Below are 14,810 nucleotides of genomic sequence, written 5' to 3' on the forward strand. Positions count from 1 at the left end.
GGGTGGGAGGTGGCGCCGGAAGACGGGGCCGGGTGACGGGCGGGGATGACCCGCCCGCGGCTCACATGACGGCGTCGCGCTTGATGCGCCGCCGCTCACGCTCGGACAGCCCGCCCCAGATGCCGAACCGCTCGTCATTGGCCAGCGCGTACTCGAGGCACTCGGCCTTGACCTCGCAGCCGGTGCAGATCTTCTTGGCCTCGCGGGTCGACCCGCCCTTCTCCGGGAAGAACGCCTCGGGATCGGTCTGCGCGCACAGAGCCCGTTCCTGCCAGCTCTCCTGCTCGTCCTCGACGAACAGGCCGGAGACACCGAGGTCGACCAGGGCCAGCTCGGGTCCCGCGACGGTGCGTGACTGTCGATCCACGGTCATCCCTTCGTGTTGCATGTTCGTGCGCGATGGTCCGCGTCTAAGTGCCCGTCGCCGACACGGCCGAGGGAGCCCTGCCGGATCGCGGATTGTCTGATGTCTGTGCGATGTTCACCGTCACCCACCAGGGAATGACACACCTGTGATTACACACATGCAAGCCGCGTAGGTCAAGCGAAATCGGGGATACCTACCATTTTCCCCACCCGCCGCGGCCGGTGACACGCCGCCCCGATTGTGGCGTGGGACACGTCCCCGGCGCGCCCGCCACCCTCCCGGACCGGGCCGGTCCGGCCCACCGGCGCGGCGTCGCACGCACCGTCACTACTCTCGTCCGTGTGAAGATCTGTGTTCTGGCCGGCGGCGTCGGTGGCGCCCGTTTCCTGCTCGGCGCCCGCCGACTACTCGGACTGGACACCGAGTCCGCCCGAGCGGGTTCGCCGCATCGTATCGACGCGGTGGTCAACGTCGGCGACGACGCCTGGATGCACGGGGTCCGCATCTGCCCCGACCTCGACACCTGCATGTACACCCTCGGCGGCGGCATCGACCCCGAGCGCGGCTGGGGCCACGCCGGGGAGACGTGGAACTGCCGGGACGAACTCGCGGCATACGGCGTGCAGCCCGACTGGTTCGGGCTGGGCGACAAGGATCTGGCCACCCACCTGGTGCGCACGCAGATGCTCGACGCCGGCTACCGGCTCACCCACGTCACCGAGGCGCTGTCGACCCGCTGGTCCCCCGGCGTACGCCTGCTGCCCGTGACCGACGACCGCTGCGAGACGCACGTGGTCGTGACCGGCGGCACGGCCGACGACGGGACCGGCGCGGGCGACGCGGCGACCCCCGGCGACGGCCCTGACGCGGACGCCCCCGGCCCGCGGGCGATCCACTTCCAGGAGTGGTGGGTCAAGCACCGGGCGCAACTGACGCCTTCCGGCTTCGTGCAGGTCGGCGCCGATGCCGCCACGCCGACCCCGGAGACGCTCGAGGCGATCGAGACGGCCGACCTCGTCGTCGTCGCCCCCTCCAACCCCGTGGTCTCCGTCGGCGCGATCCTCGCGGTGCCCGGGATCCGCGCCGCGCTGCGGTCCACCCCCGCCCCCGTGGTGGGCCTCAGCCCGGTGATCGGCGGGGCGGTGCTGCGCGGCATGGCCGACACGTGCCTCACGGCGATCGGAGTCGAGACCTCCGCGACGGCCGTGGCGCGCCACTACGGCGCCCGCTCCGGCACCGGCCTGCTCGACGGCTGGCTCGTGGCCCCGGGCGACGCGCCCGCCGACGGCTCCGGCGCGGTCGACGGCGTCGCGATCCGGGAGGTCCCGCTGCTCATGACCGACCCCGACGCCACCGCGGACATGGTCGCCGCCGCGATCGACCTGGCCGGCCTTGAGGTCCCCGCCCGGACCGACCGATGACCGACGGCGCGCTCCCCGAGATCCGCCGCTGGACCGTCGAACACGCCGCGCCCGCGGACGTCGTCATGTGGGCACCCGACGGCCTGCCCGAGTTCCGGCCCGGTGACGACCTCGCGCGCGCCCTCGCCGACGCGCTCACCGCCGACCGGCACGGCCTCGTCGACGGCGACGTGGTGGTGCTGACCTCCAAGGTGCTGTCCAAGACCGAGGGGCGGATCGTTCCCGCCCCCACCGACCCGGACGAGCGCGACGCCCTGCGCCGGCGGCTCGTGGACGCCGAGTCGGTCCGCGTGGTCGCGCGCGTCAACCGCACGCTCATCACGGAGAACCGGCTGGGGATCGTCCAGGCCGCCGCCGGGGTCGACGGCTCCAACGTCGAGGCCCGCGAGCTCGCGCTGCTCCCCGAGGATCCTGACGCCTCCGCCGCCGCGCTCGCCCGCGAACTCCGACGCCTCACCGGCGCGCGCGTCGCGGTCGTCGTCACCGACACGATGGGTCGGGCCTGGCGCACCGGCCAGATCGACATGGCCATCGGCGCCGCCGGACTGCGGGTGTCGGTGGGGTACGACGGCGCCGTGGACCGCCAGGGCAACGAACTGTTGGTGACCGACGTCGCCGTGGCCGACGAGATCGCGTCAGCGGCGGACCTGGTCAAGGGCAAGCTCGGGGCGCGACCGGTCGCCGTGGTGCGCGGGATCGGGCACCTGCTGCTGGACGACGGTCACGACAACGGCGACGACGACGACACCAACAACGACGACGACGAGGTGGACGTCCCCCGGCGGGCCCGTGACCTGGTCAGGGACGGGTCCTCGGACCTGTTCCGGTTGGGCACCGCCGAAGCGGTGGCGCTGGGGCGGCGGGAGGCCGTTCCCGCCCGTCGCTCGGTGCGACGGTTCTCCGACGAGTCCGTCGACGCGGACCTGTTGGCCGGCGCCGTGGCGGATGCGCTGACCGCCCCCGCACCGCACCACTCCACGCCCGTCCGGTTCGTGCGCGTCGCGGGCCACGCGCGCATGCGGCTGCTGGACGCCCTGCGCGCGGACTGGGAACGCGACCTGCGCGCCGACGGGCACACCGGCGAGATCCTGGCCCGTCGACTCGGGCGCGGTGACCTGCTGCGCACCTGCCCCGAGCTGATCCTGCCGTTCGTCGACGACGACGCCGGAGCACACGACTACCCGGACGCCCGCCGCGCCGCCTGCGAGGAGACCATGTTCACCGTCGCCGGAGGTGCCGCGGTGCAGTCGCTGCTGGTGGCGCTCGCCGCGCGCGGCCTGGGCTCGTGCTGGGTGGGGTCGACGATCTTCGCCGCCGACACCACCCGCCGCGAACTGGGGTTGCCGGGCTCGTGGCGGCCGCTCGGCGCGGTCGCGGTGGGCGTGCCCGCCGAGACGGTCCCGCCACGGGAGTCGCGGCCGGCAGGCGACGCCTACGTCACGGTGGAGTGAGTCGGTAGCCGCACGCCGACCGGTCCCCCGGCCGGATCCGATGGGTGGCAAGACATCGGATGGGTGGCGAAGGCCGGCCGGGCCTACATGTCGGTGGAGTAGCGGATCCCGCCGTCGGGGATCTGCACCCCCGGCCACACGCGGGCACCGCGCAAGAGCTCGCAGCGCGCACCGATGTCGGCGCCGTCACCGATCACCCCGTCGCGGATGAGCGCACGGTGGCCAATTCTCGCGCCGAATCCGACGATCGAACGCTCGACCGTCGCCCCGGCCTCGATGCGGGCACCGTCGAAGACGACCGCGCCGTCCAGTCTGGCCCCGGCCCCGATCTCCGCGCCGCGCCCCACGACGGTCCCGCCGACCAGGACGGCGCCCGCCCCGATCCCGGCACCCTCGTGGACCAGGGACTCCCCCGCGTGGCCGTCGAGCGCCGGCGACGGGGCGATGCCGCGGGCCAGGTCCGCCGAGCCGCGCACGAAGTCCTCCGGCGTGCCCATGTCCCGCCAGTAGGCGGAGTCGACGAACCCGTAGACGCGCCGGCCCTCACTGAGCAACTGGGGGAAGGTCTCACGCTCGACCGACACCGGCTGGCCCTCGGGGATCTGCTCGATGAGCTCACGGCGGAACACGTAGCAGCCGGCGTTGATCTGGTCGGTCGGCGGATCCTGGGTCTTCTCCAGGAAGTCCTGGACGCGCCCGTCGTCGTCGGTGGTGACGCAGCCGAACGCGCGCGGATCGGAGACGCGGACCAGGTGCATCGTCAGGTCGGCGTTCTTCTCGCGGTGCAGGGCGAGGATTTCCCGCAGGTCGGTCCCGCCGAGGACGTCGCCGTTGAACACCATGACCGTCGAGGCGGTGAGCTCGGACAGGACGTTGCGGATGCCGCCGCCGGTGCCCAGGGGTTCGGTCTCCACGACGTAGGAGATGTCCAGGTCCAGGGCCGACCCGTCGCCGAAGTACTCCTCGAAGACCTCGGCCTTGAAGGAGGTCCCCAGCACGACGCGCCGGATGCCGGCCGCCCGGATCCGGGAGAGCAGGTGGGTCAGGAAGGGCAGGCCCGCGGTGGGCAGCATCGGCTTGGGCGCCGAGATCGTCAGGGGCCTGAGCCGGGTGCCCTTGCCGCCGACCAGCACCACCGCCTCGGTGTCCGCGATCAGGTCGTCGTCGGCGGTGGCACTCCCGGGGGTCGTCGAGGTCACGGTGAAGGCTCCTGCTGTCGAAAGGGCCGCGGGCGGGGGCGCGCTCGCCCCGCTCCGGTGGCCGGTGGATGGGTCTCGGTTCCGGGGTGTCAAGCTCAGCCCGCGGCGCGCCGGGCGGACCGGATCGCCAGGCGACACCGCAACTCCAGGCCCGCTCTGAGCGCCCAGCGTATCGGTGCCTGCCAGGCGTGTGGGTGCCTGTCCGCCTGGAACAGGTACGCGCTGCGGTGGTGCGCCCGGAGGGTGAACTCCGGCACCGCGTTCGCAGCGTGACCCTGGTCGTGGTGGATGACGGCGGCGGGCACGTAGACGTTCTGCCACCCGGCCCTGCCGAGACGGTCGCCCAGGTCGATGTCCTCGAGGTACATGAAATACCGCTCGTCGAACCCGCCCAGGGCATCGAACGCCGCCCGGCGCAGCAGCAGGCACGAACCCGACAGCCACCCGGCGGCCCGCTCGGTCTCCATGTCCGCGTCGTCGAGGTATCCCGCCGTCCACGGGTTCCGCGGCCACACCTGGCCGAGCAGGGCGTGGCCGATCCCCGCGCCCAGACGTGGCACCGCCCGGGCGGACGGGTACACGGACCCGTCGGTCTCGGAGATCCGCGGGCCGAACGCGGCGGCCCGCGGCCAGCGTGCGGCGGCGGCGAGGAGCTCGTCCACCGACCCGGGTTCGAAGGTCACGTCCGGGTTGACCACCAGGACGAACTCCTGGTCGAAATCCTCCGGCCGGCCAGCGATCAGCGTCACCGCCCGGTTGATGGCGGTGCCGTACCCCAGGTTGTCACCCGTGGGGAAGAACTCGGCGAACCCGTACTCCGCCGCTACCTCCTCCGGCACCCCGTCCGTCGACCCGTTGTCCGCCATCACCAGGCCGACCTGCCGGGTCGTGGCCGCGGGGAGGGTCTCGACGAAGCTGCGGAGGTGGTCGCCCGGCGAGTACGTCACCGTCACGACGGGTAGTCGGGTCGTCACGCGAAACACCCTACGACGCACCCCACGGATTCCGACGCCCGGCGCGCGGCGCGGTACCGTTGATCATCATCGGCGGCCTCGAGCGGCCCTACTCGACGACAAGGACGGTGGATGAGCGCCGAGCTGCCAGCGACTCCCCGTCGTGCCCCCGGCCGGGCACGGGGACGGCGTCACGCCACCCCGGCCCGCCCGGTCGCGTACCGGGTCGGTCGCGTCGTGGCCGCCCTCGTCTCCGCCCTGTGTCTCCTGGTCACCGGCGTCGGGTGGACCCTGTTCAACGGACTCAGCTCGGACCTGACCTCCGCCGGCGGTCTCGACGTGGGTGACGGTGGCCTCGACGGCGCCGTCGACATCCTTCTGGTGGGCACGGACAACCGGACCGACGCGCAGGGCAACCCCCTCAGCCAAGAGGAACTGGCCACGATCCGGACCGGCGAGGAGGAGGGCGAGAACACCGACACGATCCTGCTCATCAGGATCCCCGAGGACGGCAGTTCCGCCACCGCGATCTCCATCCCCCGCGACGTCTACGTGGAGACCAGCTCGGTCGGCGGGAGCAAGATCAACGGCGTCTACGCCGCGAACAAGGAGGCCCATCTCGAGCGTGCCGTCGCGTCCGACCCGGACGGTGAACTGACCGAGGAGGACCAGCGCGCCGCGGTCAAGGCCGGGCGCAACGGCCTCATCGGCGCCGTCGAGGATCTCACCGGCGTCCAGGCCGACCACTACGCCGAGATCGGCCTCCTGGGGTTCGTGCTGCTCACCGACGCGGTCGGCGGCGTCCCCGTCTGCCTCAACGAGCCGGTCGACGAGCCGCTGTCGGGCGCGAACTTCCGTGCCGGCGTCCAGACGGTCTCCGGATCGGACGCCCTGAGCTTCGTGCGCCAACGCCATGACCTGCCCGCGGGCGACCTCGACCGGATCGTCCGTCAGCAGGTGTTCATGTCCCAGCTGGTCAAGAAGATCCTCTCCGCCGGCACCCTGGCCGACCCCTCGAAACTCGGTGCGCTGGTCGACGCCGCCAAGCGGTCCTTCGTCATCGACGAGAACTGGGACTTCGTCGACTTCGCCATGAAGCTCCAGGACATCAGCGGCGGCAACGTCCGATTCGAGACCATCCCGGTCACCAGCATCGACTCGTTCACCGAGTGGGGCGAGTCCATCGTCACCGCCGACCCCGCCGAGGTGTCGGAGTTCGTGGCCGGTTTCGCCAGCACCGAGGATCGGGAAGCGGACGCCGACGCCACCACCGATCCGGAGCAGACCCCCACCGACGCGCCGGGGCCGGACCCCGCCGAGGTGACGGTCTCCGTGGTCAACACCACCGCGATCGACGGTCTGGCCGCGCAGGTCTCCGGAGCCCTCACCGAACTCGGCTACACCGCAGGCGACCTGCTCACCGACCCGGCCGCCGCCTACACCTCGCACGTCGCCGCAGCCTCCGCCGACGACGACGCCGCCTTCGCCGTGTCGGAGGCCCTCGGCGGCCTGCCCGTGCAGGTCGACCCAGCGCTGCCCGACGGCTCCGTCCGCGTCGTGCTGGCCGAGGACTACAGTGGCCCCACCGGCGACGCCGCCGGCACCGAGTCCTACTCCCCCACCACCTCCTCCTATGCGCCGCTGCCGCCGTCCATCGCGGATCGCCCGACCTTCGACGCCGGCTCGGACGTGCCCTGCGTCAACTGACCGACTGCGCCCACCGACCGACTGCGCCCACTGACCGACCACCACCCGGGAGGCCCAGAGTGACCACCGCCGCCGACACCGTCCTGCAGCCGCTCCTCGCACTCGACCCGGGAACCCCCATGGTCACCCACTACAACCAGGCCGCCCCGTCACGAGTGGAACTGTCTGTCACCTCCACCGCGAACTGGGCCGCGAAGATCGCCGGACTCCTGCGCGACGAACTCGGGGTGGTGCCGGGCGACGTGATCGTGTGCGACCTGCCCGCGCACTGGCTCACCGCGGGCGTCCTCCTCGGCGCCTGGTGGGCGGGCGCCGAGGTGAGCACAGGGGCCGCGGACGACGCCGTCGCCGTCGTCACCGTCCCCGACCGCCTCGACCGCCACCCCACCGACATCGAGACCCTCCTCATGACCACCGACCCGATGGGCCGCCCGCTGGCGGCCGCCGGCGTCGAGGTCCCCGCGGGCGTCACCGACCTCGCCGAGGCCTGCCGCATCCACCCGGACGCGTTCGTGCCCTCCGGCGGGGGTCCGCTCGCTCTCGACGGCGCTCCGCTGTCCGAACTGGCCGACCCCGCCCTTGCGGGCCGCGCCCTCGTGGCGGGCTCCGATCGCGACGACGTGGTTCAGGTCCTGGCCCGGGTGTTCGCCTCCGGAGGCACGGCGGTGCTCGTCACGGGAGCAGACGCGGACGATCCCGCGGTCGCCGACGTGGCGGCCACCGAACGCACCACGCTCACCCTCTGATCGCCCGGCGCCCGCGACACGCGCCCCAGCGACGCCGCGCCCCAGCGCCCCATCGCCCCAGCGCCCCATCGCCCCAGCGACGCGAAAATCCGCTACTCCGATTCCGGATCCGCTCCCCTGATGCGGGTAGCAGATCCGGAATCGGAGTAGCGGATTCGTGGAGGGTGTACCGGTCAGCGGGCCGGCGCCCCGGGCATCAGGCCAGGAGCTGGCGGGCCATGACCATGCGGTTGATCTGGTTGGTGCCCTCGTAGATCTGGGTGATCTTGGCGTCGCGCATCATGCGCTCGACAGGGAAGTCACGCGTGTACCCGGCGCCGCCGAACAGCTGCACGACGTTGGTGGTGACCTCCATCGCGACATCCGAGGCGAAGGTCTTGGAGGCGGCGGCCATGAAGCCCAGCTTCTCGCCACCGGGCGCGGAGCCGCGCTCGGCGTTGGCGGCGGCCGTGTAGACCATCAGGCGCGAGGCCTGCACCTTCATCGCCATGTCGGCGAGCATGAACTGAGTGTTCTGGAAGTCCGAGATCGCGCGGCCGAACTGCTTGCGCTCCTTGGTGTAGGCGATCGCCGCGTCCAGGGCGCCCTGCGCGATACCGACGGCCTGCGCGCCGATGGTCGGGCGGGTGTGGTCGAGGGTCTGCAGGGCGGTCTTGAAGCCGGTGCCCGGCGCGCCGATGATCCGGTCGCCCGGGATGCGGACGTCCTCGAAGTACAGCTCCGCGGTGGGCGAACCCTTGATGCCGAGCTTCTTCTCGGTCTTGGAGACGCCAAAGCCCTCGTCGTCGGCGTGGACCATGAACGCGGAGATCCCGCCGGCACCCTTCTCGGGGTCCGTCACGGCCATGACGGTGTACCAGGTCGACTTGCCGCCGTTGGTGATCCACGCCTTGCTGCCGTTGAGGATCCAGTCGTCACCGTCCTGGCGGGCGCGGGTGCGCATGGCTGCCGCGTCGGAGCCGGCCTCGCGCTCGGACAGCGCGTAGGAGGCCATCTTGCCCTCGGCGATCTCGGGAAGGACCTTCTGCTTGAGCTCCTCCCCACCGGCCAGGATCAGGCCCATGGTGCCGAGCTTGTTGACGGCGGGGATCAGCGAGGACGACCCACAGACGCGGGCGACCTCCTCGATCACGATGCACGCCGCCACGGAGTCCGCACCCTGCCCGCCGTACTCCTCCGGCACGTGGACCGCGTTGAAACCCGAGGCGTTGAGCGCGTCGAGGGCCTCCTGGGGGAACCGCTCGTCCTCGTCGACGGCCGCGGCGTGGGGCTCGATCTCCTTCTCCGACAGGGCTCGGATCGCGGCCCGGAGCTCTTCGTGCTCCTCCGCCGGGCGGTACAGGTCGAAGTCGGGGTTACCGGACATATGCGGGCCTCCATGAGGGATTCGTCGGTGCTGATCGCGCGGCGGGCGCCGGCCAGGTTCTCGCGGAGGGGCCGCTGACGTTCGTCGGCCGCCACTATCGCCGCGGGAGACGCGAGGCCGCGTCCGGCCCTTCAAATTACCAGCCGGAAGTCGGCCCCCGTCGGCGCCGTCGGCCCCGCCGCCCCCGCGGTGGCGATCAGCCGAGCAGTTGTCGGCGCAGGGCCTCGTCCTTGCGCTCGACCATCGCCTCCAGCTCGGCCTGGAACGCCTCCATCCGCTCGCGCAGGGCGGGGTCGGAGGCGGCGAGGATCCGCACCGCGAGCAGACCCGCGTTTCGCGCCCCGCCGATCGACACGGTGGCCACCGGGACACCGGCGGGCATCTGCACGATCGACAGCAGGGAATCCATGCCGTCCAGGTGCTTGAGCGGCACGGGGACACCGATGACCGGCAGCGGCGTGGCCGAGGCGACCATCCCCGGGAGGTGCGCGGCGCCGCCCGCACCCGCGATCACCACGCGGACGCCCCGGCCGGCCGCCGAGTGGGCGTAGTCGAGCATCTTCTGCGGGGTGCGGTGTGCCGAGACCACCCCGACCTCGAAGGTGATCCCGAACTCGGCGAGTGCCTCCGCCGCTGCCTCCATGGTGGGCCAGTCGGAGTCGCTGCCCATGATCAGACCGACCTGCGGCCCGTCGTGTCGCTCGGTCATCCCGTCGCCTTTCCTCGGTGTGGTGCGCTCAGCGTTCCGGTGGTGCGCTCAGCGTTCGAAGTCCCCGGCCGGCGCCCCCGAGTGGGGGTCCCAGCCGTCGGCCCACTCCCCGTGGGAGAGCCAGTGGGCCGCGAGTTCCGCGACCGCGCGGACGGATGCCACCTGTTCCGCGTCGTCCGGGTCGACACCCGGGTCGGCCAGGACGTTGACGTGGCCGATCTTGCGGCCGTGCCGCTCCGACTTGCCGTAGAGGTGCACCTTCGCGTGCGGGAACCGCGCGGCGAGGTGGTGGACGCGCTCGTCCATGCTCATCTCCGGCGTCTCGGGAGCGCCGAGGACGTTGGCCATCACGGTGAGGGGCGCGGTCGGGACGGTGGAGCCGAGCGGGTAGTCGAGTACCGCCCGCAGGTGCTGCTCGAACTGGCTGGTGGTGGCCCCGTCCATCGTCCAGTGGCCGGAGTTGTGGGGTCGCATCGCGAGCTCGTTGACCAGTACTCCCGGGCGACCGTCCGAGCCGATCACCTCGAACAGCTCCACGGCCATCACGCCGGTCACGTCGAGGTGCTCGGCCAATCGCAACGCGGTGGCCTGCACGGCCGAGCGCAGGTCGTCGGGCAGCCCGGGGGCGGGCGCGATCGCCACCGAGCAGATCCCGTCACGCTGGACGGTCTCGACGACCGGCCACACCGCCCCCTGCCCGAACGGGGACCGGGCCACCATCGCGGACAGCTCCCGGGTCCACGGGACGCGGGCCTCGGCCATCATCGGCACCCCGGCGGCGAGCTGCTCGTCGGCGATCCGCTCGGCTTCCTCCAGCGAGCCCGGCATCCAGACGCCCCGACCGTCGTACCCGCCCCGCGCGGCCTTGAGGACGATGTTCCCGTCCTGTTCGTCGTGGAAACGTCGGACGTCGGCGAGCGAGTCCACGCCGGTGAACGGCGGGACAGGGGCGCCGATCTCCGCGAGCGCGCGCCGCATGACCAACTTGTCCTGGGCGTGGATGAGGGCGGATGCACGGGGACGCACGGCGACCCCGGCGGATTCCAGCTCGAGCAGGATCTGCGGGGGCACGTGTTCGTGGTCGAAGGTCATCACGTCGGCGCCCTCCGCGGCGGCGCGGACGGCGTCGGGATCATCGTGCGCGCCGATCACCACATCCGGCGTGACCTGGGCGGCCGGGTCCTGCGGGTCGGCGGCGAGCACGCGGAGCGTCTGGCCGAGGGCGACGGCCGCCTGGTGGGTCATGCGGGCGAGTTGTCCCCCGCCGATCATCGCCACGACGGGCGTGCCGAGGGGATTGCGGCGGATGCGCGAGTCGTCGTTCACGTCGCCCATGGTCTCACGCGGGGCGAGGTCGTCACCGCCGCCCCGGGAGCCCCCAGCGGAACCGTGGCGCCGCGGCGACCGGAGCGGGCGGGGGCGGGGGTGGCAGCCGCATGAGCTCGTCGTAGACGGCGGCGTGGACGCGGGCGACCTCCGGGACGTGGTCGATCTCCACCGGCGGCAGGTGACCGAGCTCGAGGATCAGGCATCCCGTGCCCAGGGCGCGGTCGGTGAGGGTGTGGCGGAACCTGACGGCGCTGATCCTGCGCAGCGGCACGTCCACGCACCGCCGCGCGGACCCGGCCGGCCGGTAGAGCACCCTCTCGTCGGTGACCACGAGGTCGGTCCGTGCCCACCGGGTCAGGGGCCAGAGGCCGAACCGGAGGACGACCAGGGCGTACAGCACCGCGACCATGGCCCAGGTCGCCGTACGGTCCCCGGCGTGGACCACCTGAACCTCGATGAAGCCGCCGGCGATCCCCGCGAGACCGGCCCCGACCACCGTGACCAGGGCCGGGCGGACGAGGGCGCGCCAGTGTGGGTGGGTGTGGACGATGAGCGTCTCCCCCGGCGCGAGGACCGATCGGATGAAACCCACGGCTCAGCCGCCCCACCGACCGCCGGCGCCACGGACGTGGGTGACGTCGCCGGCGGCGACGGCGAACTCACCGTCGGGGTCGACGACGACGAGGCGGCCGTCGCGGTCGACCCTGTCCGCGCGCCCGGTCCTGATGACGCCCCCCGGCAGTTCGACCCTCACCTCGGTGCCGACGGTGGAGCAGGCCTCGGTGTAGGTCGCCATGAGCTGGTCGGAGACGGTCGATCCTCTCCCGCGCTCGCACTCGCGCCACTGGCGTTGACGCAGGGCCAACGCCTCGAGAACGGCGAGGGCCACACTGTCCCGGTCGTCGGACCCGCCAGAGAGCACGAGGGAGGTGGCGTGGGGCACCGGCAACTGCTCGCCGGTGAGCGAGACGTTGATCCCGACCCCCACCACGACGGCCGGTAGGCGGACCGAGTAGTCCCCACCGGCACGCACAGTGGTCATCTCGGTGAGAATCCCGGCGATCTTGCGCCCGTCCACCAGGACGTCGTTGGGCCACTTGAGAGTCGCGTCCACGCCTCCGGCCTCGCGCAGCCCGTCCCTCACCGCCAGCCCGGTCACGAGCGGCAACCAGCCAAAAAGCCCCGCAGAGACGGCGCCGGGTCGGATGAGCACGCTGACGACCACCTGCGTGCGCGGCGGGGCGGTCCACACGCGACCGAGGCGACCGCGACCGGACGCCTGGTGCTCGGCCAGCAACACGCTGCGGTCCGGCGCACCCCCGGCCGCGCGGGAGATCAACTCGGCGTTCGTCGAACCGATGTCGTCGACGACGTCGAGAGACGAGTACGGCGCGTCCGGGCCCTCCACCAGAGCGCGACGGAGCGCGTCGGCGTCCAACCTGGGCGGGGTCTCGATACCTGGATCTGCGTGCACGACCCCCAGCGTATGTCGCCGCTCGGACATCGGTCGGGGTCGCCGCCGGGGGATGTACACCGGGTCACGTCGCCACGGAGGCGGGTCACTGGTTAGAGTCTTGCAACATGACGACTGCCTCAGAACCGGACGTGAACTCGGCTCTGTCTAACGACGTACCGACGGCATCCGCGACCCCCGACATCCACACGACCGCCGGGAAGCTGTCCGAGCTGCGTAGGCGCCTCGACGAGGCCCGGGCCCCGATGGGGCAGGCCGCGGTGGACAAAACCCACGACAAGGGCCTGATGACGGCTCGCGAGCGCATCGAGAACCTTCTCGACCCGGGCTCGTTCGTCGAGATCGACGCGCTGGCCCGCCACCGGGCCACGACGTTCGGTCTCGCCGAGCGCCGGCCGCTGGGCGACGGTGTCATCACCGGCTACGGCACTATCGACGGCCGGAGCGTCTGCGTCTTCTCGCAGGACGCCACCGTCTTCGGCGGGTCGCTGGGCGAGGTCTACGGCGAGAAGATCGTCAAGGTCATGGATCTGGCCCTCAAGACCGGCCGTCCGATGATCGGCATCAACCACGGCGCCGGCGCCCGGATCCAGGAGGGCGTCGTCTCGCTCGGCCTGTACGGCGAGATCTTCCACCGCAACGTGCTCTCCTCGGGTGTCATCCCGCAGGTCTCCCTGATCATGGGCCCGTCGGCCGGCGGCCACGTCTACTCCCCCGCCCTCACCGACTTCACCGTGATGGTCGACAAGACGTCGCAGATGTTCGTGACGGGCCCCGACGTCATCAAGACCGTCACCGGCGAGGAGGTCTCGCAGGAGGAACTCGGCGGCGCCACCACGCACATGACCAAGTCGGGCGTGTCCCACTACACCGCCAGTGACGAGCAGGACGCCCTGGACTTCGTCAAGGACCTGCTCTCCTACCTCCCGAGCAACAACCGTGCCGAGGCCCCGCGGTTCCCGTTCCCCGTCGCCGAGGGTGCGATCGAGGACAACCTCACGCTCGAGGACCACGATCTCGACACGATCATCCCCGACTCCTCCAACAGCCCGTACGACATGCACGAGGTCATCTCGCACATCGTCGACGACGGCGAGTTCCTGGAGATCCAGGGCCAGTACGCGATGAACGTCATCGTCGGCTACGGCCGCATCGAGGGCCGCAGCGTGGGCGTGGTGGCCAACCAGCCCACCCAGTTCGCCGGCTGCCTGGACATCAAGGCCTCCGAGAAGGCCGCACGCTTCGTCCGCACCTGCGACGCGTTCAACATCCCCATCCTTACGCTGGTCGACGTCCCGGGCTTCCTGCCCGGGACCGGCCAGGAGTTCGACGGGATCATCCGCCGCGGCGCCAAGCTGCTCTACGCCTACGGCGAGGCCACCGTCGGCAAGGTCACCGTCATCACCCGCAAGGCCTACGGTGGCGCATACGACGTCATGGGGTCCAAGCACATGGGTGCCGACATCAACCTCGCGTGGCCGACCGCCGAGATCGCCGTCATGGGCGCCTCGGGAGCCGTCGGCTTCGTCTACCGCGACCAGCTCAAGCAGGCCGCGGCCAACGGCGAGGACGTCGACGCCCTCCGGCTCAAGCTCCAGGCCGAGTACGAGGACACCCTCGTCAACCCGTACGTCGCCGCCGAGCGTGGCTACGTCGACGCGGTCATCCCGCCCTCGCACACCCGTCTGCAGGTCGCCCAGGCACTGCGACTGCTCGACCGCAAGGTCGTCGAGGTGCCGGCCAAGAAGCACGGGAACATCCCGCTGTGACCGGCGAGCAGCAGCAGGACCCCGCCAGCCAGCCGGAGAAGCCGTTCCTCGAGATCGTGGGCGGCAACCCCACTCCCACGGAGGTGGGCATCCTGTCCGCGGTCTTCGCGACCGCGCAGGGGAACGCCGCGCACGCGAGCGACCACGACACCGGCGTCAGGGACGACTGGGGATCCTACGAGGACCGCCTGCGTCCGCCGTTCGGATACAGCCCTAGCTCGTTCCTCAACCGCCGCCAGTACTGAGCGCAGAGGACCGACCACACCACGAGCCGCCCCCGTCCCCGTCCCCCGCGTGTGCCGATGCACACTCCGGAGTA

14 protein-coding genes are annotated in these 14,810 nt (G+C 71.9%); 6 read left to right on the forward strand and 8 right to left on the reverse strand.

Going from position 1 to position 14,810, the window contains the following annotated elements; genetic code table 11:
* Window positions 1–61 precede the first annotated feature (61 nt).
* A complete protein-coding gene (locus Q2K20_RS11785; RefSeq protein ID WP_067712264.1) occupies window positions 62–373 on the reverse strand; it encodes a WhiB family transcriptional regulator in 312 nt (103 codons plus the stop codon).
* Window positions 374–708: 335 nt separating this feature from the next.
* On the opposite strand from Q2K20_RS11785, the gene Q2K20_RS11790 reads away from it, so the two are divergent.
* Together Q2K20_RS11790 and Q2K20_RS11795 are read left to right on the forward strand one after the other, a co-directional pair.
* On the forward strand, window positions 709–1,788 hold the full coding sequence (locus Q2K20_RS11790; protein ID WP_119191994.1) for a 2-phospho-L-lactate transferase CofD family protein: 1,080 nt from the start codon (window positions 709–711) through the stop codon (window positions 1,786–1,788).
* Window positions 1,785–3,239, forward strand: a complete 1,455-nt coding sequence (locus Q2K20_RS11795; RefSeq protein ID WP_269502237.1) for a coenzyme F420-0:L-glutamate ligase — start codon at window positions 1,785–1,787, stop codon at window positions 3,237–3,239. Before Q2K20_RS11790 ends, Q2K20_RS11795 begins: the two co-directional genes overlap by 4 nt.
* A gap of 83 nt (window positions 3,240–3,322) precedes the next feature.
* Here Q2K20_RS11795 and Q2K20_RS11800 read toward each other — a convergent pair whose 3' ends face one another.
* Entirely contained in the window at window positions 3,323–4,438 is a 1,116-nt protein-coding gene (locus Q2K20_RS11800; protein ID WP_317176809.1) for an NDP-sugar synthase, read from the reverse strand.
* A 95-nt stretch (window positions 4,439–4,533) separates the two neighbouring features.
* Complete coding sequence (locus tag Q2K20_RS11805; protein WP_119191966.1) at window positions 4,534–5,412, reverse strand: glycosyltransferase family 2 protein; 879 nt, start codon at window positions 5,410–5,412, stop codon at window positions 4,534–4,536.
* A 111-nt stretch (window positions 5,413–5,523) separates the two neighbouring features.
* On the opposite strand from Q2K20_RS11805, the gene Q2K20_RS11810 reads away from it, so the two are divergent.
* Window positions 5,524–7,098: an LCP family protein gene (locus Q2K20_RS11810; protein WP_119191965.1), complete on the forward strand. Its 1,575-nt coding sequence runs from the start codon at window positions 5,524–5,526 to the stop codon at window positions 7,096–7,098.
* A gap of 59 nt (window positions 7,099–7,157) precedes the next feature.
* On the forward strand, window positions 7,158–7,844 hold the full coding sequence (locus Q2K20_RS11815) for a TIGR03089 family protein (RefSeq protein WP_067712250.1): 687 nt from the start codon (window positions 7,158–7,160) through the stop codon (window positions 7,842–7,844).
* Window positions 7,845–8,040: 196 nt separating this feature from the next.
* Here the strand turns inward: Q2K20_RS11815 and Q2K20_RS11820 are convergent, their stop codons facing one another.
* The 5 genes from Q2K20_RS11820 to Q2K20_RS11840 all read right to left on the reverse strand — a co-directional run bounded on the left by Q2K20_RS11820 (window position 8,041) and on the right by Q2K20_RS11840 (window position 12,752).
* Window positions 8,041–9,210, reverse strand: coding sequence for an acyl-CoA dehydrogenase family protein (locus Q2K20_RS11820; RefSeq protein ID WP_067712247.1), 1,170 nt, complete (start codon window positions 9,208–9,210; stop codon window positions 8,041–8,043).
* 196 nt (window positions 9,211–9,406) lie between these two features.
* Window positions 9,407–9,919 (reverse strand): 5-(carboxyamino)imidazole ribonucleotide mutase, encoded by a 513-nt coding sequence (gene purE, locus Q2K20_RS11825; RefSeq protein WP_067712244.1) that lies wholly within the window; start codon window positions 9,917–9,919, stop codon window positions 9,407–9,409.
* A 48-nt stretch (window positions 9,920–9,967) separates the two neighbouring features.
* Window positions 9,968–11,254, reverse strand: coding sequence for a 5-(carboxyamino)imidazole ribonucleotide synthase (locus tag Q2K20_RS11830; RefSeq protein ID WP_067712242.1), 1,287 nt, complete (start codon window positions 11,252–11,254; stop codon window positions 9,968–9,970).
* A 22-nt stretch (window positions 11,255–11,276) separates the two neighbouring features.
* On the reverse strand, window positions 11,277–11,840 hold the full coding sequence (locus Q2K20_RS11835) for a PH domain-containing protein (RefSeq protein ID WP_067712239.1): 564 nt from the start codon (window positions 11,838–11,840) through the stop codon (window positions 11,277–11,279).
* 3 nt (window positions 11,841–11,843) lie between these two features.
* Window positions 11,844–12,752, reverse strand: coding sequence for a biotin--[acetyl-CoA-carboxylase] ligase (locus tag Q2K20_RS11840; protein WP_067712236.1), 909 nt, complete (start codon window positions 12,750–12,752; stop codon window positions 11,844–11,846).
* A 77-nt stretch (window positions 12,753–12,829) separates the two neighbouring features.
* On the opposite strand from Q2K20_RS11840, the gene Q2K20_RS11845 reads away from it, so the two are divergent.
* Window positions 12,830–14,491 carry an acyl-CoA carboxylase subunit beta gene (locus tag Q2K20_RS11845; RefSeq protein ID WP_067712234.1) on the forward strand — a complete coding sequence of 554 codons (1,662 nt, stop codon included), beginning with the start codon at window positions 12,830–12,832 and terminating at the stop codon, window positions 14,489–14,491.
* The gene (locus tag Q2K20_RS11850; RefSeq protein WP_067712231.1) at window positions 14,488–14,736 is read left to right on the forward strand and encodes an acyl-CoA carboxylase subunit epsilon; all 249 of its coding nucleotides are present in this window, start codon (window positions 14,488–14,490) and stop codon (window positions 14,734–14,736) included. Before Q2K20_RS11845 ends, Q2K20_RS11850 begins: the two co-directional genes overlap by 4 nt.
* Window positions 14,737–14,810: the final 74 nt, after the last annotated feature.

Source organism: Dietzia sp. IN118, from assembly GCF_032905965.1.
GTDB lineage: Bacteria > Actinomycetota > Actinomycetes > Mycobacteriales > Mycobacteriaceae > Dietzia > Dietzia kunjamensis.